The organism is Amycolatopsis sp. NPDC058278 (genome assembly GCF_042881395.1).
Classification (GTDB): domain Bacteria; phylum Actinomycetota; class Actinomycetes; order Mycobacteriales; family Pseudonocardiaceae; genus Amycolatopsis.
The window spans coordinates 1-21,306 of sequence record NZ_JBHVXZ010000011.1 but is presented as its reverse complement, the minus strand read 5'-3'; the positions used below and the strand labels follow the sequence as shown (position 1 = coordinate 21,306).

Sequence of the window (21,306 nt, the reverse complement as noted above, 5' to 3'; positions counted from 1 at the left end):
GCCGGGTCACGCGGTGAGGATGTCGCGCGCTTTCTTCACCACCGGCGGGGGCCCGCCGTCGTAGTCGTAGTTGCTCAGGATCACCGACACCCAGCCGGTGTCGGGGTACATCTGGAAGTCGGTCGACGTGCCGGGGGCGCCGCCGCCGTGGCCGGTCACCCACTGGTTGCCGACCAGCAACGTCACCGGGCCGTAGCACTGGAACGCGACGTGCGGAGCGCCGGGCGTCCCGCCGGGCGGCGGGCCGGGCTGCGGCGGAGGGGGCACCTTGCCGCTCAGCGTGATGCCCGTGAAGGCGCGGTCGAGCAGCGTCGAGCCCTGCAGCGCGGCGGCGAAGCGCGCCAGGTCGGCGCACGTCGTGAAGGCGTCGCCGGCGGGCGTGCCGACGTACAGCCGCTGGTCGATCGTGTCGGCGCGTCCGCCGGACGGCTGTTTCGCGTAGGGGTGGGCGATGCGGGGATCCGTGTGCCACTGCGGCCTGGTGCAGAAGTCCGTGGTGGTCATGCCGGCCGGGCGGAACACGTGCTCACGCACGTAGTCGTAGTAGGACTTCCCGGACACCCGGGCCACGATCGCGCCGAGCAGGTGGTAGGCGGCGTTGCTGTAGCGGGACCCGGCTCCGGGGGTGAACTCCGGCGAGCTGCGCCGGATGTAGTCCGTCGTGCCGTTCATCACCTGGTCGACGTCGGTCCAGGCGAGTGCTTCCTCGAGGTACCCGGGCATCGTGAAGGTGTCGCCGAAGCCGGACGTGTGGGTGAGGAGGTGGTGGACTTGGACGGTGTCGGCGATCGCGGCGGGGAACCCGCTCAGCAAACTGCCCAGCGTGCTGGTGTAGGCGAGCTTGCCGGCCTGCGCGAGCTGGGCGATGGCCACCGCCGTGAAGAGCTTCGTCACCGAGGCCATGGCGAACAGGGTGTCCGGGCCGTTGGGAGCGGCGGCGTTGGCCCGGCCGTAGGACCTGGCCAGCACCGGTCGTCCCCGGTGGACCAGCAGCAGGCTGCCGGAGAACGCGTCCACGGCCGCCTGTTCCTTCACGAACCGGTCGAACGCGCGCACGTCAACGGAGGTGGGGCCGACGGCGGGGCCGGAAGCGGCTCCGGCGACAGCACCGGTGGCGAGCAGCGCACCGGAGGCGCCGAGCAGGCCCAGTGCGGATCGTCGTGTCGTGGTCATGGCCGAAGGTCTACCGAGCACGGCCGCTGCGGGACCGATGGCCGGCCCATACGTGATCCATATGTCGCGCGCGGGACACTGGCCCGGTGCGGGTGCTGCTGGTCGAGGACGAGCAACCATTGGCCAAGTACGTCGCGGCCGGCCTGCGCAAGCACGGGTTCGCCGTCGACGTCGCGTTCGACGGGCGCTCCGCGCTGGACAAGTGCGTGGTCACGCCCTACGACGTCGTCGTGCTGGACCGGGATCTGCCCGTGGTGCACGGGGACACGGTGTGCCGCGAGCTCGCCGGGCACGGCGCGGCGCGGATCCTGATGCTCACCGCGTCCGGCACGGTCGAGGACCGGGTCGACGGGCTCACGCTGGGCGCCGACGACTACCTCGGCAAGCCGTTCGCGTTCTCCGAGCTCGTCGCCCGGGTGCGGGCGCTGTCCCGCCGCAGCGCGCCCGCGACGCCGCCGGTCCTGCGGGCCGGCGACGTGGTGCTGGATCCCGCACGGCGCACCGCGGAGCGCGCGGGCCGCCTCCTGCACCTGACGCCCAAGGAGTTCGGCGTGCTCGAGCACCTGCTCGCCGCGGGCGGCGCGGTGGTGAGCGCGGAAACGCTGCTGGACAAGGTGTGGGACGAGCACGCCGACCCGTTCACCAACGCGGTCCGGATCACCGTCGGCACGTTGCGGCGCAAGCTCGGCGACCCGCCGCCCATCGCGACCGTGCCGAGTGCCGGCTACCGGATCGTCACATGACCGCCCGCGGCCGGCTCACGATCCTTTACGCCGTGCTCGTCCTCGCCGCCGGCACCCTCCTGACCACAATCACCTACCTGCTGATGCGCCGGAACGGGGCCCACCGGGTATCGGTCATCACGCTCGGCCCGTCACCGGGGCCGGAGGGGATACCGCCCTTGCCACCCACGATCCAGGCGGTCACCCTCACCGATTTCATCACCCAGGCCGCGATCGCGCTCGCGGTGGTGACGGCGCTCGCCGCGGCCGTGGGGTGGCTGGTGGCCGGGCGGGTGCTGCGCCCCATCCGCACGATCTCCGCCACCGCACAACGGCTCTCGGCGGAGAACCTGTCCGAGCGGGTGCCGGTCACCACGCCCCTCGACGAGCTCGCCACCCTGGCCGGCACCGTCAACGGGATGCTGGACCGCATCTCGCACGGCGTCGCCGAACGCGACCGGGTGCTCGCAAGCCAGCGCATGTTCACCGCCAACGCCGCCCACGAGCTGCGCACCCCGCTGACCACGATGCGCACCGCCATCGACGTCACCCTCGACAGCCGGCCCGGTACCGGAGAGCTGCTGGCCATGGCCGGCGACGTCCGGACCGCCGTCGAGCAGAGCCGGCGCACCCTCGACGGGCTCCTGGCGCTGGCCCGCAGCCAGGCGGGCGCCGGTGTCCGGCACCGCGTCGACCTCGCCGAGGTCGTGGCGAACAGCCTCGACGGTGTCGAGCTCACCGTGCGGGCCGACCTGCGGCCCGCGCCGGTCCGCGGTGAACCGGTCCTGCTGGAACTCCTGTGCGGCAACCTGGTCGACAACGCCGTTCGCCACAACCGTTCCGGAGGTCACGTCGAGGTCGCCACCGGCGGCGGGGACGGGCGGGTGTTCCTGCGCATCGGGAACAGCGGCGCACCGATCGCGCCGGAGGCCGTCGACCAGCTCCGGGAGCCGTTCGTCCGCGGCGACGGCACCCGGATCCACACCGACCGCGGCACCGGCCTCGGACTGTCCATCGTGGACGCGATCGTCGCCGCGCACCGGGGTGAGATCACCTTCGCCGCTCGCCCGGCCGGCGGACTGGACGTCGTCGTCCACCTGCCGTCCGCCGAACACTCCGGATGAGCCGTTCCGCGGCCGGCGGGGTTCGGTCCCCGCCGGCGCGGTGGCCCGCGAAAGCGGTCACCCACTCAGCCCGAAGAAGGCGATGGCGGCGGCGGCCATCCCGGCCGCCGGCAGGCTGTGCCCGGCACCCTGGATGCTGTAGGCCTCGACCTTGACGGTGCTGTCGGCGTAGCGGCGGCGGTTCCAGCCGGCCTGCGGGGTGTCCGTGGACGTCGGCGTCTGGCTCAGGCCGAACACGTTGGTCCACTGCTCGATTTCCTCCTGCAGCAGCGAATACGGCACGAGCGTGTCGGCGGTGCCGTGCCACAGCTGGACGCGCGGGCGGGGACCGGTGTAGCCGGGGTAGGCCTGGCGGACCGCGTCACCCCACTGCTGGGGCGTGCGGTTCGCGCCGCCGCCGCCGGTGCACTTGCTGCTCCACGGCGGGAAGTCCGCGGCGTTCGCGAAACAGGTGAAGGGGACGCCCATGAACGCCGCGCCCGCCTTGAAGACGTCCGGGTAGAGGGCGAGCATTTCGTTGGTCATCATGCCGCCGGAAGAAGAACCGGTGGCGAAGACGCGGTTCGGGTCGCCGCCGTAGTGCTGTTCGGCGTAGGTCACCATCGAGACGATCGAAACCGGATCGCTGCCGCCACCCCGGCGCTTCGCCGCGTCCGACCAGGTGTCGAAGCAGTTCCCGAACCCGGCCTGCTGCTGGGCGCTGGGGTAGATGACGAGGAACCCGTAGCGGTTGGCCAGCGAGGCGAACTCGCTGCCGGAGTAGAACCCGGGCCCCGAACCGCCACAGCCGTGCATGGCGACCACGATCGCGGGGTTGGCCGGCCGGGCGTCCGGCACGTAGACGTGCATGCGCATCCCGCCCGGGTTGTTCCCGAAGCCGGTCACTTCGACCAGCGAAGCGGCCGACGCCGGGGCGGGGACGACGGCCGAGGTGACGGCCATCAGCAGGGCACTGGCCATGGTCACGAACGCCGTTCTGAATCCACTCATCGGTGACCTCCGGTCGGCGATCCCCCTCACGACCGAGGTTAGGCAGATCGACGACGACCGTCAACAATTCATCAACCATTCCGGCCGACCGAAACTTTCGAACTCGGTAATGGTCGCGAAATGCCGGACAAATCGATGATGATCGTCGTCGAAACAGCGAAGAATCCGGCCGGGTAGGTTGGACCCCGGAGGTGGCGCATGCTCGAAGCGGCCGGCTGGGCGGAGGACGAGGGCGTGCCGGGCGTGCGGCCCGAGGCCCTGCTGCTCACGCTCTTCGGCGACCACGTGCTGGACCGCGGGATCGCCGTGTCGACCGGCGGGGTCATCGCCGCGCTCGAACGCCTCGGCGTCGGCGAACACGCGACGCGGGCGACGCTGAGCCGGATGAGCCGCCGCCAGCTGCTCCGCACCGTCCGCCGGGGACGGCGGGCGTTCCTGAGCCTGACCGCGCACGGCACCGCCGTCCTGCGCGACGGCCAGCGCAAGCTCGACGGCGACGTCGTCGACCGGCACTGGGACGGCCGGTGGACGCTGCTGACGTTTTCGGTGCCGGAAACCCGGCGCGCGGACCGGTACGCCCTGCGCACCCGGCTGGGCTGGTTCGGGTTCGGCCCGCTGCGCAGCGGGCTGTGGGTCTCGGCGTCGGCCGCCGACATCGCGCCGGCACTGGCCGAACTCGACCTCCTCGACCACGCCGAGGTGTTCCGCGCGGAGCCGTTCATGTGGACCGACCCGGTGCGGATCGCCCGCGAAGCCTGGGACCTGCCCCGGATCGCGGCCGGCTACGAGCAGTTCCTCCGCCGCTGGAGCGGCAGCGCGGCCGGCGAGCCCGGCGACGAGCTGTCCCGCCGCATCCGGCTGGGCGCGGAATGGCTGCTGCTGATCCGCCGCGACCCCGTCCTGCCGCCGGCGCTGCTGCCGCCGGACTGGCCGGGCACGCGCGCCGCGGCGCTGTTCCGCACCCTGCGTCACGCATGGACGCGCCCCGCCGAGGAACTGGCGGGCGGGCTCCTCGAGTCCCTCGTCGAGGAATGACGCCCGACAGCGGTTGCCACGTTGCATGCCACGTTGCAAACTGAGGTCCCGTTCCCCATCACGGAGGTCAAAGGTGACCGACTTCGATCGACGCGACGTGCTGCGTGCCCTCACCGCGCTGGGGGTCACCGGCGTGACCGCGAGCCTCTTCGGCGGCACCGCCGAGGCGGCTGTGTCGCTCGGGGCTCCGCCCCGGGCCGGGGGCTTCGCCACCCGGACCCCCGAAAAGATGGCCACCGGCACGACCCCGCCGGACCTGAAGTTCTCCGTCACGGAGCAGTTCCGGCCGTTCGACCTGATCGCGCCGAAGTTCGTCCAGCTCGACTCCCCCGCCCGGCCCGGCGCGCTCGTCAAGACCGGCATCCGGCCGAAGGCACCGTACGGGACGGTGACCGTGCAGGTGCTCGACGACCGCGCGCCGGTCGTCGCCGGGCTGGCCGGAGCCGGGATTTCGGTGCTCGGCACCTACGACGCCGCCGCGGGCCGGGCGGGCATCGAGATCACCACGGCCGGCGGCACCACCGTGGTCAAGACCGCGCCGGCGGACCTGCGGGCGCCGTTCGGCTTCGCCGTGGTGGTCAACGAAAACGCGGTCACGGTGCTGGCCGACCGGGGTACCGGCTGGCGGCCGCTGCTGACCGAGCGCGACCAGGTCCGCGCGCGCATCGACCTGCGCGACCCGGCGGTACTGGGCCGGCTGGGGTACGCCTACGGCACCCGCGGGCCGGCGCGGCTGGGCCGGGTGCGAGCCGGGTACTACGGCCAGGCCGGCGTCCGCGACCCCCACGTCGTGCAGTACGCCGACGGCCGGCCCTACATCCGCCACGGCAAGCTCTACCTGACCATGACCAACGCCGGCCTGGGGTTCTTCCAGCAGGCGCACTGGGCGGTGTGGACGCTCGACCTGGCCGACCCGACGAAGCTGGAGCAGGTGGCGACCCTGTTCTTCGCGCGCGACGGCGTCGTGCTCGGCGACCACGCGGGCCAGATCATCTGCGACGACGACCGCTTCATCCTGCTGATGAGCTCGTGGGGCGACTTCTCGTTCAACGGCGTCCACGTGCGCCACGCGGTCACCCGCGCCGACGTGCTTTCGGGGGTGCACGTCCTGCCCACCGAGCGGCTGCCGCTGCCCACGACGGTCAGTTCGTGGGACCCGGCGCTGACGAAGATCGACGGCCGCTGGCACATCGCGTTCGTCGAAAGCCCCGCCCAGCAACCGGCTTTCGTGTTCCACCCGGCCCTGGCGGCGGCCCCGCGCGGCGCGGACTACGACCAGGGGCTGACGCTGCTGGGCGCCGACACTTCGGTCGACCAGACCGAAGGCACGATCCTGCAGCGGGTGGGCGGCCGCTGGTACCTGTTCGCCAGCGACGGCGACGCGCGGGAGTACCCGGTGTACGACCTGAGCCTGCGCAAGCTCGGCACGCTGAACGCCCCGTACGGCACCAACATCCCGCACCCGATGCTGGTCCGGATCGGCAACCGCTGGTGGCTGCCGACGTTCGACGGCACCCAGTACGCCGAAGACGTCCTCGGCTACGGCGGCCACGGCGACTTCATCCTGATGCAGTCGAGCTAGCCCGCCGCCAAGGCGAACTCGGCCACCGTGCGCCACGAACCCGGGTCCGTGTTCCCGGCGATCAGGCGCACCCGGTCGATCCCGGCCCGGATCGGCAGCTTCACCGCCACCTCGGCGGCCGCCCGGCTCAGCGCGGGCCGGTCGCCGAGGCGGGTGCTCCCGATCGTCAGGTGCGGGATCACCTCGGGATGGGCCCCGCCGTACGGCGGGCACTGCGGGAACCTGCCCCACACCCGCTCGGTCAACGCCCGGAACGGCCCGGCCGGGTCCGGAGCCAGCCAGACCACCTCCTGCCCGAACCACGCGACCCGCGAGAACACGCACTCGAACGAACCAGCCCCCGTCAGCACCTCACCGAGGTCGCCGGCCACCGCGGCGGTGATCCGATCCGGCGGGAGGAACGGGTAGAGGACCGTGACGTGGGCCGGCACGCCCCACGCCGCCGAGTGGTCCAACGCCTGCCGGTAGGGCCCCACCACCGCGTCCGCGGCCGGTACCGGCACGATCACCGCCGTTTCGGTCGCGCCCGCCAGAGTGTCCACCACCGCATGTTCGCACAACACGGCGCCTCCCGCGGATCTTTTCCCGGCGTCGAGGAGCGCAGTCCGCGATCGACCTCGCCGGCGCGGACCGGAAGCTGAAGCGTGCCAACGTATCCGTGGACAGTGCAGCGGCACGCGCCCGCGCTCGGGCGGCGGCCCGAGCGCGGGCGGGGCGATTCACCGGTTGGACGCGATGAAATACACGACGACTCCGATCAACGCGAGCACTTCGCTCAGCACGAAGGTCGAGTACCCGATCGTCTGCAGTTTCCCGCGCGCTTCCGGCTGCCGTGCGGTACCATTGATGACGGCGGCGAAGATCAGGCCGACGCCGATTCCCGGGCCGATCGCCCCCAATCCGTACCCGATGGCGGCGAGGCCGGGGTTGATGTTGGCAGCTTGGGCCAGAACTGTGTCACTCATGGAGATTCCCCTTCACATCGGTCCACGCGCACGCTCGCGTGGAACAGCGGGCTCATGCGTCACACCGGACAGGGATCAGGGCTGGGCGAAGGGCCGGAAACCGGAGACGATCGTCGAATCAAGGCAGATCTCGCCGGCGGGGCGGGATTGTCGGTAATCGAGTGGTCCGATCACGATCAGGATATCACGGGAAATCGGACTCCGCCGCCGAGAAAGCGGCCGGCTGGTCCACACCGGCGCGGCAGTGTCCATTGTGGTCGGTCACGCGCGGCGCAGCCCGGAGCGCCGCGCCGGAAGAGGTAATGACCCGCGAAGGCGCTCATGCACGCCTTCGGCCCGGCAGGCGGCGATGCGCGGGCGCGGCGCCGGGGAGGCGGGCCACCGCCCCGACGGTCCATTGTGGAGCGATCACGGCCTCGCCGCCGCTTCCCGGGCCGCGGGGTTCCCGTCGATCTGCACCCCCCTCACGGGCAGATCCGGGAAGTCTCACGGCAGCCGGGGACACCGGTGCCGCACCCGCCTCGCCGCGCGCCCGCGCCGGAGCGCGGCGGCACGGTCTTGATCAGCCCCGATGCGGCCGGGCCGGTCACCCGGCGACCACGGCGCAGCGGCAATCCTGCCGCCGGGCCGGAGTCAGGCCGACGGCTCCCCGAAGGCCTTCAGCAGCAAGCGGTGCAACGTCTCCCGCTCGCCCGGGCTCAGCCGGGCGAGCAGCTCGCCGGTCACCGCGCTCGAGACCTCCTCGACCTTGCCCACCGTGGCGTGGCCGTGCTCGGTGAGGGTGAGGACGTGCCGGCGGCGGTCCTCGGTGTCACGCTCCCGCGACACCCAGCCCGCGGCCTCCAGCCGGTCGAGCACCTTCACCAGGTCGCTGCGGTCCAGGCCGAGCCGGTCCGCGACGCGCTGCTGCGACAGCGGACCGGACTCGCCGATGCAGACCAGGACGTAGTAGTCGCGCAGAGCGACCCCGTGGCCGGCCAGCGCCGTGTCGATCCGGCCCACACCGCTGCGGTGCAGCTGGCCCATCACGTAGGTGGGCCAGCGCAGCAGCGCCTTCGGCCGATCGGGGGAGGACATGCCGGCGAGCATAGAGGCGGCCGCGGGCCGGCACAATTGTAGGTACTTCCTACAGTATGACTCCAGAACGAACTTGTGCTCAGCGCCGGCGACCCAGCGCTTCGCGTTTGACGAACCCGATCACGCCGGTCGCGACGAACAGCACGGCACCCACGATGATCAGCCAGAACAGGCTCTTGACCACGATGCCGAGCACGACCAGGACGGCCCAGACCACGAGCAGGGCGACGAGGATTCCCATGGCGATTCCCTTCTGAACTTTCTCAGGAGGGAAATACCCCGCCCGCGAGGTGCCTACTCCCGCCTCGCACGTCCGGGGCAGGCCCCGCGCGATGGCGAAACCCTCGCCGAGCCCGTGATCAATGGGTTTCCGTGGCGTAGCCGCCGTCGATGGCGAGGGTGGCGCCGGTGATGTTGCCCGCCACCCGGTCGCTGGCCAGGAAGGCCACCAGGTTCGCCACCTCCGCGGGCCGGGTGAACCGGCCGGTGACGGCGTGCCCGGCCGCCTCCTCGGCGACCGAGTCCGGGTTCGCGCCGGTCGTGGCGGCGAGGGTTTCGGCCACCCCGCCGGCCCCGAGCCACAGGTCCGTCGCGACCGGGCCCGGGTTGATCGCGTTGGCGCGGATGCCGCGGGGCCCGAACTCCTTCGACACCGACTTCGTGAAGTTGACCAGCGCCGCTTTCGCCGCGCTGTAGTCGATGACGCCGGGGTCGGGCAGGATCGCGTTGACCGAGGCGACCGTGACGATGCTGCCGCGGCCCGCGGTCACCATCGTCGGCAGCACGGCCCGCGTCGCCCGGACCGCGCTCAGCAGATTCAGCGTCACCGACCGCGTCCACTCGTCGTCGGTGACCAGCAGGAAGCCGTTCGGCCGCGGGGTGACGGCGCCGACGTTGTTGACCAGGACGTCGATGCGCCCGAACTCGGCCAGGGCCAGCTCGGCGAGCCGGCCAGGCCCCTCGGCGGTGCCGAGGTCGACGGCGAGTGCGTGCGCTTTCCCCGCCTGGACGAGGGCGTCCAGGTCCGGTCCCGGCACGCGCGCGCCGGCCACGACGTGAGCACCTTCCGCGACGAGGGCTTCGGTGACGGCCAGGCCGATGCCCCGGCTGGCTCCGGTGACGACGGCGACCGCGCCGGCCAATCCGAGGTCCACGGGCTCAGATCCCCTGCTCGCGCAGCCAGCCGAGCACGGCGTCGGCGACCTCGCGCCAGCCGCTGTCGATGGTGAGCGAGTGTCCCCGGCCCTCGAACTGCTTCAGCTCGGTGACCGCGGTGGAGTCGCGGTACTGCTTGAAGGTCGAGCGGGTGACGACGTCCGGGACGGTGTGGTCGGCCGTCCCGGAGATCAGCAGGAGCGGGCCGCGGTCCGGGCGGTGGGTGTCGACCCGGGCCTCGGAGTGCAGCACGAAGTTCGCCGCCGCGGCCTGGAACAGCGGCCGGGCCGGCGACGGGATCGTCCAGCGCCGGTACAGCGCCGCCGATTCCTCGTCGGTCAGCGCGTTGCCGAAGCCGAACCGGAACTCCTTCTCGGTCAGCGACACGGCCCGGTGGAGGTTCGCCGGATTGCCCAGGGCAGGCAGGCCCGCGCGCAGCTGGGCCAGCGGCAGCGGCAGGACGCCCTTGATCTGGGCGGGGTCGATGGCGACGCCGGCGAGGCCGATGCCCTGCCCCAGCAGCTTCTCGGTGATCAGGCCGCCGAAGGAGTGCCCGATGATCACCGGCGGCCGCTCGAGGCCGGCGATGATCGACGCGAAGTGGCCGGTGGCGTCGTCAATGCCGATGTCCGCGACGGCGTCCGGGTTTTCCCGGGCCGGCTCGACGGTTCCGGGCTCGTGCGGCCAGCCGGGTGCGACAGGCGCGTACCCGGCCGCCCGGAAGTGGTCGATCCAAGGGGTCCACGAGGTGGCGTGCAGCCACAGCCCGTGGATGAACACGACGGGGGTGCCCGGTTCGGCCATCGGATCCTCCAGTTCGTCCGGGTGGTCCCCGAAGCCAACCCGACGGGCGGGCCCGGCGTCCAAGACCCGTTGCGCCCGGATCGATAGCCGTGGTGGCATCGTTGGCGCACCCGACCCTTCGCGCGGAAGGCCCGCATGGACCTCGACCTCAGGCTGGTGCGGTACTTCGTCACCGTCGCCGACGAACTGCACTTCGGCCGGGCGGCGGCCAAGCTCTTCATCAGCCAGCCGACGCTGTCCAAGCAGATCCGCAAGCTCGAAACCGACGTCGGCGGCGCCCTGCTGGTCCGCGACAGCCGCCACGTGGCCCTGACCCCGCGCGGCGACCGGTTCCTGCACCTGGCCCGGCAGCTGCTGGCCACCGCGGACCAGATGCTGCGCGAGCCCGCCCCGCACCACCTGCGGATCGCCCACATCTTCGAGCTGGACACGAGCCGGCTGGTCGCGGACGCCTACCTCGCCGCCCACCCCGCCATCCGGCTCGTCCAGAGCCAGATGGACAGCGCCCGCCAGCTCAGGGCGCTGCTCGAGGGCCACCTGGACGTGGCGATCGTCCGCGTCACGGGGGCGATGAAGGCGGCCCACCCGGCGGGCTGGCAGCACCGGCTGCTGCGGCTGGAGCCGTTCCGCCTGGTCGGGCGGCCCGGCGACCCCCGCCGCCCGGCGGTGTCGGTGCACGAGCGTCCGATCGAGGTCTTCGCGGACGCACCCGGCACGGCGCTGTACAACGTGCACGGCCGGTACTTGAGTTCGCTGGAGCAGCACACCGGGCTGGCCCTGCGCTGGCTGGGCAACCCGGGCACGTTCGACACGTGCCACGCGGCGCTCACCCGGGCGCCGGACAGCGCTTACCTGCTGGAGTTCGAAAGCTACGCCCGGCGGTACGAAGACCTCGGGATCCCGGCGTACCGGCCGCAGGAGCTGCAGCCGGTGTACCCGTGGTCGCTGGCCTGGCGGCACGGCGAGCGGCCGGAGACCGTCCGGGGTTTCCTGGAGGTGGCGGGGCAGCTCGCGGCGAGGCTGCGCTGGCTGCACCCCGAGCGGGCGGACGGGGTGCCGCTCTGGGCGCCGCCGGAGGACCTCGCCGTCGCGTGACGGCAAGCGGCTATTCGGCCAGGCGGTGCAGCACGATCATCCCGCCGTGGGCGGGCTCGGCGGACCGTTCGTCGTCCGTGGACACGTACCGCTCGACGAGCGCGAGGATCGCGCGCTCCAGCTCGGCCGCGTCGTCGGCGGACAGGTGGACGGCGAAGCGGAGGAAGATGCGCACCGAGTCGGGGCCCGCCGCGCGCAGCTCGTCCTGGACCGCTTCGATGGGCGCCAAGGCGGCGTCGACCTCGGTGTTCGGGGGGTCGTCCAGCCACCATGACCGCGCCTTGGCGCGGTAGGGCTTCTCCAGCGCGCCGCTGTCGCCGGTGCGGACGGGCGCCGGCTCGAGCAGACCCGCCTCGATCAGCTGGCGCACGTGGTACAGGACCGTCCCGGGATCGCGGTCCAGCCGGTCGGCGAGCTGCTTGTTGGTCAGCTCGCTCTGCCAGCAGAGCCGCAGGATGCGCAGCCGCAGCGGGTGGGCCAGGGCTTTCGCCTCGCTCACCGTGGCCTCGCGCCGCGGCATCGACGCGGAAGCACCTCCGGGTTCAGCCATGGGCGAAGGCTAGTACACGGCGATGGACTTTTCTCCATCGATGTGGAATTCTCCACCAATGGGGACATCGCTCGGCGGCGGGTACTGGCGGCTGTGGACGTCGGCCGCCCTGTCCAACCTCGCCGACGGGATCCTCAAGTTCGCCCTGCCGCTGCTGGCGATCGGGTACACGCGTTCGCCGGCCCTGATCGCCGGCCTGACGTTCGCGTTCACGCTGCCGTGGCTGGTCTTCGCGTTGCCGGCGGGCGCGATCGCCGACCGCCGGGACCGTCGCTCGCTGATGCTGCTCGCGAACGTCGCCCGCGCCACGCTGCTCGCCGGGCTCCTCGTGGCCGTACTTCTCGACGCCGGCTCGATCTGGATCCTGTACGTCGCCGCGCTCGGCACCGGTATCGCGGAAACGTGCTACGACACCGCGTCCCAGGCGATCGTGCCGCAGCTCGTGAGGCGCGACAAGCTGCCGAGAGCGAACAGCCGGCTGTACGCGGCCGAGACGACGGCGCTGGAGCTCGCCGGTCCCCCGGCCGCCGGTCTGCTCGTCGCCACGGCGGCGTCGCTGTCGCTGGCCACCCCGATCGCCCTCTGGGCAGCCGCGGTCGTCGTCCTCCTGTTCGTCCGCGGCTCGTTCAAGGTGGGGACCACCGATCGGCGCCCCCGGCTGCGCACCGAGATCGCCGAGGGACTGCGGTTCGTGTGGCGCACCGGCATCCTGCGCACGTTCACCCTGATGACGGGCGTCTTCAACTTCGCCAGCAGCGCGATCCTGGCCGTGTTTGTGCTGTACGCCGTGGGCCCGGACTCGGCGATGGGGCTGTCGGGGGAAGCCTACGGCTGGCTGCTCAGCCTGGTCGCCGCCGGCTGCCTCGCCGGTTCGTTCTTCGCCGAGCCGGCCGAGCGCGCATTGGGCACGGCGCGCGCCATCGGCATCGCCTTCTTCTTGGGCGCCGCGTCCCTGGGTGTTCCGGCGTTGACGGCCGACCCGGTGATCATCGGTGCCGCCTTCTTCGCCGGCGGTGTCGGCCTCATCGTCTCCAACGTCACGACCGTCTCCCTGCGCCAGCGGATCACCCCGGACCGGCTTCTCGGACGCATCAACAGTTCCCACCGCCTCGTGGCGTACGGAACGCGGCCCCTCGGCGCGCTCGCTGGCGGGTTGCTCGCCCAGAGCTTCGGCCTGCACGCGGTGTTCGCCGTGATGAGCCTGCTGGCCGTGTCCACCGCCTTCGGCGCGACGCAGGTGACCGCGACGGCCGTGGCCGAGGCCGAACGCCAAGCCGTGCGAAGCCCGGCCTAGTCGTCGCCGAGCGCGGCCAGCCTCTCCTGCACCCGCGCGTGGCGGAACTGGTACACGCCTCCGGCCTGCCTCAGCACCCCTCGCCGGTGCGCGTCGTCGAGGAAGTGCATCAGGCGCCACGGCAAGCGGCCCGTTGCCGCGAGCCAGAGGTGGTGGACGAAGTAGTTGCCCCACGCCCGGGTCACCAGGACCGTCATGCCGATGCCTGCGCCGAAACACACGCCGGCCACGATGGGGGTCACCGCGTTCGTCGCCGCCGGGAACACCTGGCCGCCCACCAGCGCGGCCGCCACGCCGTAGCACGCCGCCGCCACGCCGCGGCCCATGAAGAACCCGAACGACGCGCCCGCCACCCCGGCCGCGATGGCCAGCGCCAGGTCGAAGCGGCCGCCCAGCACCGGGAGGAACCGCGTTTGGGCCGTGAACGCGAACGCCATCCCGTCGAACAGCCCCAAGGACACCAGGAACGACACGGACAACGCGATCGCGCCGGTCCGCTCGTTGCGCAGGATCGTGCGCGGGCTCGACACGCGGCTCGCGTCGACCGGTTTCGCCAGCCACACGTGCACCGCGAACACCAGGCCGAACACCAGCGCCAGGAAGACGACCAGACCGGCCGCCAGCGACCAGCCCAGGCCGAGCAGGACACCCACCGCGGCACCGATCGCGAAGCGGCCGGCGAACTTCCGGGCCGCGCCGGCGAACCGCAGCTCCGTGCGCAGCGGCTCCGGCGGCCGGCCGAAGCGGTGGGCCAGGCAGGCGGCGCCACCGAACGACGAGCCGTAGACCGCCGCCAGCACCGGTCCGTCGTCGACCCAGCCGGTGATCACGAAGAACACCGCGACCAGCACGCCGACCAGGACCGACCGGGTTCCGGCGGGCACCGCGCGGTACAGCTGCCACCAGGCCAGGTCACGGCTGCGCGCGCGTTCGAGGTGCCGGGCCAGGAAACCGAGCCAGCGGGTGGCCTGCTCCGCGGTGTACCGCCCGGACGGGCTCGTCTTCGGGTTCCGCCCCGGTGGCTGCGGCACCTGCGCGTAGGCGTTGGGGACGAAGGAGTCGAGCAGCTGCCCTTCGAGGGCCGCGGCGTCTTCGGCGGCGAGCAGTTCCGCGGGATCGGCCGGCGGGCGGCCGTAGCCGATCCGGGCGAGATCGACCATCAACGGCGTCCGCAGCACCCGGGCCAGCGCGGCGTCCGGATCGCGGCGCAGCCGGTCGGCGACGGGAAGCCAGCGGTCTTCGCCCTGCCGCGCGGACAGGTAGGTGATCGCCTCCTGCCGGACGACCGGTTCGAGCCGCACCACCGTGGCTCCGCCCAGCACTGTGCCGGACTCGCGCGTCGCCTGCTCGTACTCGGCGGAGCGGCAGGTGAGCACCAGCGAGCGGCCCGCGCCCACGGTCTGGTCCAGGGCGTCCAGCGCGGCGACGCGCAGGTCGGCCGGCATCTCGTCGAGGCCGTCGAGGACCGGGACCACGTGGCCGCCGAGGACGAGCCGGGTCGGGGCGTCGGTCCCGTACTCGCGGGCGTTGAGCAGGGCCGGGTGGTTGTCGGCGAGCCGGGCCGCCAGCCACCGGTCGAGGTGCTCCCGCCGCGGATCCCACGACGCCAGCGACAACAGCACCGGAACCGGGGCGTCCGGGGTGCGGGTGCGCAGCAGCTCGAGCGTCAGCATCAGGGCGAGCACCGACTTGCCCGAGCCGGGATCGCCGAGCACGACCAGCTGCCGCACGGGCAACGCGGTGAACGTCGCCGCGATGTCGCCGAGGTCGCCGCGCGGCGCGGATTTCCCGGTGCGCGCGACCGCCGACCAGCGCAGCATGATCGGCTGCGGCCGGTGCAGCGAACGCAGCTCGGCTTCGGCGCGCCACTGCCACGTGACGGCTTCGGCCAGCTCGGTGACCGCCCGGTCGAACTGGTGTTGCGCCGGGGGTTCCGGCTCGGGTTCGCCGTCGCCGGGCGTGGCCGCGGCGAGGATCTGCTCGTGGAGCCGCCGCAGGTCGGGATTGGGGTCGACGCCGAGTTCGTCGGCCAGCCGCCGGCGCAGGCCGTGGAACAGCGTCGAGGCTTCGGCGTAGCGGCCTTCCTTCGCGAGGGCGCGCATGAGCAGCAGGTGGGACAGCTCGCGCGTCGGGTGCTCGCCGCAGAACTCCGTCAGGTCTCGGACGACTTCGCCCGTTTCGCCGAGCCGCAGCCGCCATTCGGCGCAGAGTTCGACGGCGTCGGCGCGTTGTTCGTCGAGCAGCGCGGCCCGGCCGGCGAGCGTGGTCGTCCGCAGCCCGTCGAGCGCGGGCCCGCGCCACAGGGCGAGCGCGGCCCGGATTTCTTCGACGGCGTCGACGAGCTTGGCCTGCCCGGCGAGTCCCCGCGCCGCCGCGACGTGCCGGCGGAAGCGGAGGGAGTCGAGGTCGTCGGCGTCGATCTGCAGGCGGTACCCGGGACCATCGGTGACGATCGCCGCGCCGAGTTCGCCGAGCCGGGCCCGCAACCCGGAAACGCAGTTGCGCACCTGCTTCACCGCCGTCACCGGCGGCTCGTCATCCCAGAGCGCGTCGACCATGCGCTCCACCGGGACGACGGCGCCCGCGTTGAGCAGCAGGACGGCGAGCGCGCGCTGCTGCCGCGGGCTCGCCAGGGCGATCCGGCTCCCGTACGCCGTCACTTCCAGCGTCCCGAGAATCCGGAACCCCATCGCAACCCCCTGGTCGTCAAGGCCGGCCCGGCTTCCGAACGCGCAGGTGGAGCGGCGAATGCCGGCGCGAGGACGAAACGAGGACGGCGTCCGGAACCCTAGGGGCACGGTGAACGAGGGGGAATGCCGGGGCGACCCGGTGGCGGGCGCGTCGTTGGGGGTCGCGCCCTCCACCGGGACCGTTCGGCCGCGGATCACCCCCTGCCGGGTCGCCGTTCCACTTGCTCTCGGACGATCAGCGGCTGCCGCGCCCGCGCGGGCAGGGGTGCCGGGTACCGTCCGCGATCGGCCGCATACTGGACAGAAGCCGGACAATCGGCCGGGGACACTCCCCCGCCGCATTCCATGCGGTTCAATCGGGCGTAATTCGATCCGTTATTCAAAGGAATGCCTGGATGACCAACGGAGAACGCCCGAGAGTCTTCATCAGTTACGCACAGGACTCGGCAGAACACCAGGACCTCGTCCGGCAGTTCGCCACTTTCCTGCAATCCCAGCTGGGCGTGGAGGTTTTTTTCGACCAATGGGTCGACGGTTCCCGGCTGGACTGGTCGCTTTGGGCGTCCCAACACCTCACCAAGGCGGACTTCGTGCTGGCCATCGCCTCGCCCGCCTACAAGCGCCGCGCCGAGGGCGACGAGGTCGCCGACATCGGGCGGGGCTCCCAGTTCGAGGCGGCGATGATCAGGGACAACCTGACGAGGGACCTGCCACGGGAAACCCGGAGAATCCTTCCGGTGGTTCTTCCCGGACGCACGGTCGCCGAAATTCCCTCGTTCCTCAACGCCCACTCGACCACCCGGTACGAAATCACCGAGTTCACCCTCGAAGGCGCCGCGAGTCTCCTGGCCGCGTTCACCGGTGTCCCCCGCTTCGCGCCGCCGAAAATCGGCGAATGGGTGGGCTCGTGGCACGCGAACCGGCCCGCGAGCAAGCCGGCGCCGGGTCCGCAGCTGCTCACCACCGTCCTCCGGCCGGTCGCCAGCACGTCGGACATCCGCTTCACGGGCGCCGAAATCGACGGGCTGCACCGTGGGTCCAGCATCGTCTACCGGCCGCAGCTCTTCGCCAACGACCCGCAGGGCGTGGTCGAGTACAACCTGAGCCGCCGGTACCGCCGCTTCGAGGCGGTCGCCGGGGTGCTCGACGACGCCGACGAGGCCGACCAGGTCGGTTACTTCCAGGTGTTCCTCGACAACGTGCCCCAAGGGCAGTTCCGGGCGCGGATGGGCGAGCCGGCCTGGATCGAGTGCGATCTCACGAACGCGCTGCGGATGAGGCTCGTCGCTTGGCGCCCCGGGATGACCGTCCACCCGCTGGCCGCCGGGGCGGCGATGGCGGTCGGCCGGTCGAACCGGCTGCCGTCACTCGGGTGGGGCGACCCGGCACTGGTCGAATAGCCGCGGAGGGTCCGGTGGAACCATCCGCCGGGCCCCCGCGCACAGGACCAGTGCCGCAACAGGCCACGTTTGCTCTGCCGGGGAGCGGGTGTTGATCTCTGTGATACGTTCGGCGCCGTCGTGCACGACTGCGAGTTCGAGGAGGTGAGACCGATCAACGCTGTGACAGGTCGGGGCTCCCTCCTTTGCATGGCCTAGGGAGCGCCCGCACAAGGCATCCCGAAAGGCATGAAACGCTGATGCGCTTCACCTCCCAGACGTCGTCGGATGGCGTCACCGAACAGTTCTTCACCGTCGACGAGATCCCCGGCGTGCTGTGGACGCCGGAAGACGCCTCTGGTGCTCGTCCCCTGATTCTGCTGGGCCACGGCGGCAGGCAGCACAAGACGGCCCCCAGCACCGTGTCCCGCGCCCGCTGCTACGCCGCCGGGGGCTTCGCGGTCGTCGCGATCGACGCGCCCCACCACGGCGACCGGCCCCAGGACGAGGAGTTCGGCCGGATCGTGGCCGCCATGCGGGCCGGCATGGCCGCCGGTGAGAACCCGGGCGCGCTGGTCGCCGACATGCACAGCTACCTGGCCGGTCAGGCCGTCGCGGACTGGCAGGCGGTCCTGACCGCCGTCCAGAGCCTCGACCAGGTCGGCGCCGGACCGGTGGGCTACTGCGGGATGTCGATGGGCTGCGGGCTCGGCATTCCGCTCATCGCCGCAGAACCCCGGATCCGGGCCGCGGTGCTGGGCCTGCTCGGCGTGCGCGGGCTGGCCGAAGACGCCGCGCGGATCACTGCACCGGTGCAGTTCCTGGTCCAGTGGGACGACGAGTTGGTTCCGCGGGACCAGAGCCTGGCGTTGTTCGACGCGCTGGCCTCATCCGAGAAGACGCTGCACGCCAACACCGGCAAGCACGGGGACGTGCCGTCGTTCGAAGTGGACAGCTCTCTGAGGTTCTTCACCCGGCATCTGAGCTGACCTCGCGTCACTGTGCCCGGCGCGCCGGCCGGAACGCCGTTCCCGGCCGGCGCGTCCGGTCCGGACTGTCCGGCCTGGCCGAGCGAGTGCAGCTGTCCGCTCAGGGCATGCCCTCCGCACGCAGGACTAGCTGGTTGCCGTCGGTGTCGGCGCCTCGCCCGGCAGACCGAGGAGCTTGGCCTCCCCCAGGTCGAAGGCGTCGCCGCCGACACCGCTGTTGCAGGCGGGGTTCACGACCTGCCACGACAGCCGCAGCCGGAGCACGCCGCTCACGTCGACGTCGACGGGTGTCACCTTCCCGAGCTCCAAGGTCGCCGACTTCAGCTTGCGGCCGTCACCGAACACCTCGAGCTGGACCTTCAACCCCGCGTCGCCGGAGTTGTCGTCCATGCCCGCCGTGGCGGCGAACCTGCGGTACCCCTTGGAGACGTTGTACTCGATCGCGCCGGTGTCGGGACAGGAGGAGACGCTCTTCGAGACCGTGTGCAGGTAGCTCTTGCCGGCGATGTTGCCGGGCTGGGTGTCGTTCGACCAGGAACTGCCGTTGACCGGTCTCAGGTCGGACAGGTAGACCTCGACCGCCGGCTGCGCGACGGTCAGTTTGACGTGCCCGTTCAGCTGGGCGCCGGCCTTCGGGTCCTGGTCGATCACCGTGCCCGGGGCGGCCGTCTGCTCGATCGAATTGACCGTCTCGATCTGAATGCCGGTACCCAGCGCGTCCTGCGCCTCCGAAAGCTTCTTGCCGATGAGATCCGGAGCGACGGTCGGCGCCGCCGAGGTGGTGGTCGAGGCCACTTCGGAGGAGGTCTCCGAGGTCGAGGCGGCAGCCGTGACGGCCGGAGGCGCGGCCTGCGGCGCCGACGTCGAGCCGGCGCTCAGCGCGATGATCGTGCCGGCCACCACCAGGACGACTGCCCCGATCGCGAGGGGGACCGCTTTCCTCTTCCGCCGCGGAGGCGGCGGGCCGACGTAGGGGCTGTCGAACACCGGATCTCCGATCCCCGGTGACGGATTCGCCCCGGTCCGAGCCTGCTGCCGAGCGTAGGTGGGAAGGGGCGGACGCTCGAGCCGTCGCCCCACCGGGCTGTTCACCAGGTCCGGCACGATCGCGTCGAGAATCGCGGCGATCCGGTCCGCACCCGGGCGGGTCGCGGGGTCGATGGCGAGCAGTACCCGCACGACCTCCCAGAGCGGGTCCGGCATGTCGCCCGGGCGCCCGGGTTCCTCCCCCTCGCGCCGCACGTACCCACCGGGGAACGGCGCAATTCCGCAGTAGAGTTCGTAGACGAGCACCCCGAGGGCGTAAAGATCCGCCGCCTCGGCCGGCTCGCCGCCGGCAGCGACCTCGGGCGCGAGGTACTTCGACGCTTCACGCATCGACATCTGCGGCGCTTTCGGAATGATGCGGACCAGCCCGGCACCGGACAGTTTCGGGTTGCGGACGGCTCCCGAATCATCCAGCAGAACGTTTTCCGGGCACACGTCGCCGTGCACCACGCCGGCCTCGTGGATCGCGTGCAGTGCGGCGGCCACGCCGGCGACGATCCTGGCGATTTCCTTCGGCAGCAGCGTTCCCGACGCCTCGAGCCGTTCACGCAGTGATCCCCCGTGCACCAGGTCCGACACGAGCGTCACGGTGTCACCTTCGACGAGGAAATCCTGCAACGTCACCAGGTTCGGGTGCGAAAGTCCCAGCAGGACCGACTGCTCGCGCCTGAAGGCCGAGGCCGCCTCCGGCCCGCCGGACGAATCGGGCCGCACCTGCCGGCAAACGGCCTCCCGGCCGTCCGGATCCACCCCGGCCCGGACCACTCCCCGCTTTCCCCGGCCGAGTTCCGCACCGAGCCGGTACCGCCCGGCGAATTCAGGTTCCATTCGCACTCCATCCTTCAGCACTTGGCCGTACACGCAACCCATTCGGCGCGATGACCGCTAATCGGGCGGCGGGACACTCCCGCTACCGATCGGCGTGCACATTCCGGAAAGTGTCCTGGTTTTGACCACTTAATCGAAAAGGCCGCACGGTGGAGCCGTCGGCAACGTGAATCGCCGACGTGACATTTTCCGGACAAGCTCGAGCGCCCGGCAACGTTTCCCGGCAACCTCGCGACCACTCGGCAACACCCAACCCGAACCCAGGAGCCGAGATGACGACCGGACCACAACAGGCGGGCGCCCGCCAAGCCATTCCGTACAGCCACGGCAAGCGCGCGTTCTACGGGCTGACGTGGACACTGTGGACAATCGCCTTGGTCGCCGGCGCGTTCGCCATGTTCAACTCGGACATGGTCGGCCAGGGCCTGATCGCGCTCGTCTTGTCCGGCGTGACCGGGTCCTACGCGTACCGGATCTGGACGTGGCAGGCACGACGCTTGATTTTCTTCATCGTCTTCTGAGCGTTTGCCGGCAGGCGTCCGCGGTGATGGCGGACGGCACCGGCAAAATTGCCGGTCCCCACCCTCCCCCGCGACGGAAACGCCTGGTCGGGGCGCCCGCTCGAGCGTCGGCCGCAGGCCGACTTCGGTCGGGTCGGCGCACTACTGTCGACGCGGGTACCCGGCACCGGCGGCGGCCCGGCCGCCGAACCCCGGTCCCGTGGGGGGGGGGGCGGGAAACCCCCCGGCCCCCCCCCCCCGCCACAGCGCGCCGGGGAACACGGGGGGGGCGGCCGGGAGACCGGGC

The 21,306-nt window shown here is 71.9% G+C and carries 20 protein-coding genes; 9 read left to right on the top strand and 11 right to left on the bottom strand.

Annotation, left to right across the window (positions count from 1 at the left end; all coding sequences use genetic code 11):
• Window positions 1-6: 6 nt before the first annotated feature.
• Window positions 7-1,173, bottom strand: coding sequence for a serine hydrolase domain-containing protein (locus tag ACFVYA_RS07825; protein WP_387043529.1), 1,167 nt, complete (start codon window positions 1,171-1,173; stop codon window positions 7-9).
• 86 nt (window positions 1,174-1,259) lie between these two features.
• On the opposite strand from ACFVYA_RS07825, the gene ACFVYA_RS07820 reads away from it, so the two are divergent.
• Both ACFVYA_RS07820 and ACFVYA_RS07815 read left to right on the top strand, forming a co-directional pair.
• Window positions 1,260-1,916 (top strand): response regulator transcription factor, encoded by a 657-nt coding sequence (locus tag ACFVYA_RS07820; RefSeq protein WP_387043527.1) that lies wholly within the window; start codon window positions 1,260-1,262, stop codon window positions 1,914-1,916.
• Window positions 1,913-3,019: a sensor histidine kinase gene (locus tag ACFVYA_RS07815; protein WP_387043525.1), complete on the top strand. Its 1,107-nt coding sequence runs from the start codon at window positions 1,913-1,915 to the stop codon at window positions 3,017-3,019. Before ACFVYA_RS07820 ends, ACFVYA_RS07815 begins: the two co-directional genes overlap by 4 nt.
• A gap of 57 nt (window positions 3,020-3,076) precedes the next feature.
• Here the strand turns inward: ACFVYA_RS07815 and ACFVYA_RS07810 are convergent, their stop codons facing one another.
• Window positions 3,077-4,009, bottom strand: a complete 933-nt coding sequence (locus ACFVYA_RS07810; RefSeq protein WP_387043523.1) for an alpha/beta hydrolase family esterase — start codon at window positions 4,007-4,009, stop codon at window positions 3,077-3,079.
• Window positions 4,010-4,207: 198 nt separating this feature from the next.
• Between ACFVYA_RS07810 and ACFVYA_RS07805 the strand changes: the two genes are divergently transcribed.
• Window positions 4,208-5,044 (top strand): PaaX family transcriptional regulator C-terminal domain-containing protein, encoded by an 837-nt coding sequence (locus ACFVYA_RS07805; protein WP_387043521.1) that lies wholly within the window; start codon window positions 4,208-4,210, stop codon window positions 5,042-5,044.
• A gap of 73 nt (window positions 5,045-5,117) precedes the next feature.
• Window positions 5,118-6,626: a hypothetical protein gene (locus ACFVYA_RS07800; protein WP_387043520.1), complete on the top strand. Its 1,509-nt coding sequence runs from the start codon at window positions 5,118-5,120 to the stop codon at window positions 6,624-6,626.
• Here ACFVYA_RS07800 and ACFVYA_RS07795 read toward each other — a convergent pair.
• The 6 genes from ACFVYA_RS07795 to ACFVYA_RS07770 all read right to left on the bottom strand — a co-directional run bounded on the left by ACFVYA_RS07795 (window position 6,623) and on the right by ACFVYA_RS07770 (window position 10,627).
• Window positions 6,623-7,168, bottom strand: a complete 546-nt coding sequence (locus ACFVYA_RS07795; protein WP_387043518.1) for a 2'-5' RNA ligase family protein — start codon at window positions 7,166-7,168, stop codon at window positions 6,623-6,625. The genes ACFVYA_RS07800 and ACFVYA_RS07795 overlap by 4 nt on opposite strands.
• Before the next feature lie 177 nt (window positions 7,169-7,345).
• On the bottom strand, window positions 7,346-7,591 hold the full coding sequence (locus ACFVYA_RS07790) for an ATP F0F1 synthase subunit C (RefSeq protein ID WP_285991124.1): 246 nt from the start codon (window positions 7,589-7,591) through the stop codon (window positions 7,346-7,348).
• A 633-nt stretch (window positions 7,592-8,224) separates the two neighbouring features.
• Entirely contained in the window at window positions 8,225-8,668 is a 444-nt protein-coding gene (locus tag ACFVYA_RS07785; RefSeq protein ID WP_285991098.1) for a MarR family winged helix-turn-helix transcriptional regulator, read from the bottom strand.
• Between the two features lie 79 nt (window positions 8,669-8,747).
• Window positions 8,748-8,909, bottom strand: coding sequence for a hypothetical protein (locus tag ACFVYA_RS07780; RefSeq protein WP_285991097.1), 162 nt, complete (start codon window positions 8,907-8,909; stop codon window positions 8,748-8,750).
• 118 nt (window positions 8,910-9,027) lie between these two features.
• The gene (locus tag ACFVYA_RS07775) at window positions 9,028-9,822 is read right to left on the bottom strand and encodes an SDR family NAD(P)-dependent oxidoreductase (RefSeq protein ID WP_387043515.1); all 795 of its coding nucleotides are present in this window, start codon (window positions 9,820-9,822) and stop codon (window positions 9,028-9,030) included.
• Window positions 9,823-9,826: 4 nt separating this feature from the next.
• Window positions 9,827-10,627 (bottom strand): alpha/beta hydrolase, encoded by an 801-nt coding sequence (locus ACFVYA_RS07770; RefSeq protein WP_387043513.1) that lies wholly within the window; start codon window positions 10,625-10,627, stop codon window positions 9,827-9,829.
• Between the two features lie 135 nt (window positions 10,628-10,762).
• On the opposite strand from ACFVYA_RS07770, the gene ACFVYA_RS07765 reads away from it, so the two are divergent.
• On the top strand, window positions 10,763-11,722 hold the full coding sequence (locus ACFVYA_RS07765) for a LysR family transcriptional regulator (RefSeq protein WP_387043511.1): 960 nt from the start codon (window positions 10,763-10,765) through the stop codon (window positions 11,720-11,722).
• 10 nt (window positions 11,723-11,732) lie between these two features.
• Here the strand turns inward: ACFVYA_RS07765 and ACFVYA_RS07760 are convergent, their stop codons facing one another.
• Entirely contained in the window at window positions 11,733-12,272 is a 540-nt protein-coding gene (locus ACFVYA_RS07760) for an ArsR/SmtB family transcription factor (protein WP_387043509.1), read from the bottom strand.
• Between the two features lie 58 nt (window positions 12,273-12,330).
• Here ACFVYA_RS07760 and ACFVYA_RS07755 point away from each other — a divergent pair, with 58 nt between their 5' ends.
• Window positions 12,331-13,566, top strand: coding sequence for an MFS transporter (locus ACFVYA_RS07755; RefSeq protein ID WP_387043507.1), 1,236 nt, complete (start codon window positions 12,331-12,333; stop codon window positions 13,564-13,566).
• Here ACFVYA_RS07755 and ACFVYA_RS07750 read toward each other — a convergent pair.
• Window positions 13,563-16,256 carry a BTAD domain-containing putative transcriptional regulator gene (locus ACFVYA_RS07750; RefSeq protein ID WP_387043505.1) on the bottom strand — a complete coding sequence of 898 codons (2,694 nt, stop codon included), beginning with the start codon at window positions 16,254-16,256 and terminating at the stop codon, window positions 13,563-13,565. The two genes, ACFVYA_RS07755 and ACFVYA_RS07750, sit on opposite strands and share 4 nt — an antisense overlap.
• A gap of 395 nt (window positions 16,257-16,651) precedes the next feature.
• On the opposite strand from ACFVYA_RS07750, the gene ACFVYA_RS07745 reads away from it, so the two are divergent.
• Window positions 16,652-17,656 carry an SEFIR domain-containing protein gene (locus tag ACFVYA_RS07745; RefSeq protein ID WP_387043503.1) on the top strand — a complete coding sequence of 335 codons (1,005 nt, stop codon included), beginning with the start codon at window positions 16,652-16,654 and terminating at the stop codon, window positions 17,654-17,656.
• A 239-nt stretch (window positions 17,657-17,895) separates the two neighbouring features.
• A complete protein-coding gene (locus tag ACFVYA_RS07740; RefSeq protein ID WP_387043501.1) occupies window positions 17,896-18,624 on the top strand; it encodes a dienelactone hydrolase family protein in 729 nt (242 codons plus the stop codon).
• Between the two features lie 126 nt (window positions 18,625-18,750).
• On the opposite strand, the gene ACFVYA_RS07735 is transcribed toward ACFVYA_RS07740, so the two are convergent.
• The gene (locus ACFVYA_RS07735) at window positions 18,751-20,499 is read right to left on the bottom strand and encodes a protein kinase (RefSeq protein WP_387043499.1); all 1,749 of its coding nucleotides are present in this window, start codon (window positions 20,497-20,499) and stop codon (window positions 18,751-18,753) included.
• Window positions 20,500-20,771: 272 nt separating this feature from the next.
• Between ACFVYA_RS07735 and ACFVYA_RS07730 the strand changes: the two genes are divergently transcribed.
• A complete protein-coding gene (locus ACFVYA_RS07730; protein ID WP_387043498.1) occupies window positions 20,772-21,020 on the top strand; it encodes a hypothetical protein in 249 nt (82 codons plus the stop codon).
• The last annotated feature ends 286 nt before the right edge of the window (window positions 21,021-21,306 follow it).

Excerpts from the sequence above, each read along its gene's own strand:
- ACFVYA_RS07825 (WP_387043529.1), bottom strand. The coding sequence starts at position 1,173 with ATGACCACGACACGACGATCCGCACTGGGCCTGCTCGGCGCCTCCGGT.
- ACFVYA_RS07815 (WP_387043525.1), top strand. The coding sequence starts at position 1,913 with ATGACCGCCCGCGGCCGGCTCACGATCCTTTACGCCGTGCTCGTCCTC.
- ACFVYA_RS07810 (WP_387043523.1), bottom strand. The coding sequence starts at position 4,009 with ATGAGTGGATTCAGAACGGCGTTCGTGACCATGGCCAGTGCCCTGCTG.
- ACFVYA_RS07805 (WP_387043521.1), top strand. The coding sequence starts at position 4,208 with ATGCTCGAAGCGGCCGGCTGGGCGGAGGACGAGGGCGTGCCGGGCGTG.
- ACFVYA_RS07790 (WP_285991124.1), bottom strand. The coding sequence starts at position 7,591 with ATGAGTGACACAGTTCTGGCCCAAGCTGCCAACATCAACCCCGGCCTC.
- ACFVYA_RS07785 (WP_285991098.1), bottom strand. The coding sequence starts at position 8,668 with ATGTCCTCCCCCGATCGGCCGAAGGCGCTGCTGCGCTGGCCCACCTAC.
- ACFVYA_RS07780 (WP_285991097.1), bottom strand. The coding sequence starts at position 8,909 with ATGGGAATCCTCGTCGCCCTGCTCGTGGTCTGGGCCGTCCTGGTCGTG.
- ACFVYA_RS07770 (WP_387043513.1), bottom strand. The coding sequence starts at position 10,627 with ATGGCCGAACCGGGCACCCCCGTCGTGTTCATCCACGGGCTGTGGCTG.
- ACFVYA_RS07765 (WP_387043511.1), top strand. The coding sequence starts at position 10,763 with ATGGACCTCGACCTCAGGCTGGTGCGGTACTTCGTCACCGTCGCCGAC.
- ACFVYA_RS07760 (WP_387043509.1), bottom strand. The coding sequence starts at position 12,272 with ATGGCTGAACCCGGAGGTGCTTCCGCGTCGATGCCGCGGCGCGAGGCC.
- ACFVYA_RS07755 (WP_387043507.1), top strand. The coding sequence starts at position 12,331 with ATGGGGACATCGCTCGGCGGCGGGTACTGGCGGCTGTGGACGTCGGCC.
- ACFVYA_RS07750 (WP_387043505.1), bottom strand. The coding sequence starts at position 16,256 with ATGGGGTTCCGGATTCTCGGGACGCTGGAAGTGACGGCGTACGGGAGC.
- ACFVYA_RS07745 (WP_387043503.1), top strand. The coding sequence starts at position 16,652 with ATGACCAACGGAGAACGCCCGAGAGTCTTCATCAGTTACGCACAGGAC.
- ACFVYA_RS07740 (WP_387043501.1), top strand. The coding sequence starts at position 17,896 with ATGCGCTTCACCTCCCAGACGTCGTCGGATGGCGTCACCGAACAGTTC.
- ACFVYA_RS07735 (WP_387043499.1), bottom strand. The coding sequence starts at position 20,499 with ATGGAACCTGAATTCGCCGGGCGGTACCGGCTCGGTGCGGAACTCGGC.
- ACFVYA_RS07730 (WP_387043498.1), top strand. The coding sequence starts at position 20,772 with ATGACGACCGGACCACAACAGGCGGGCGCCCGCCAAGCCATTCCGTAC.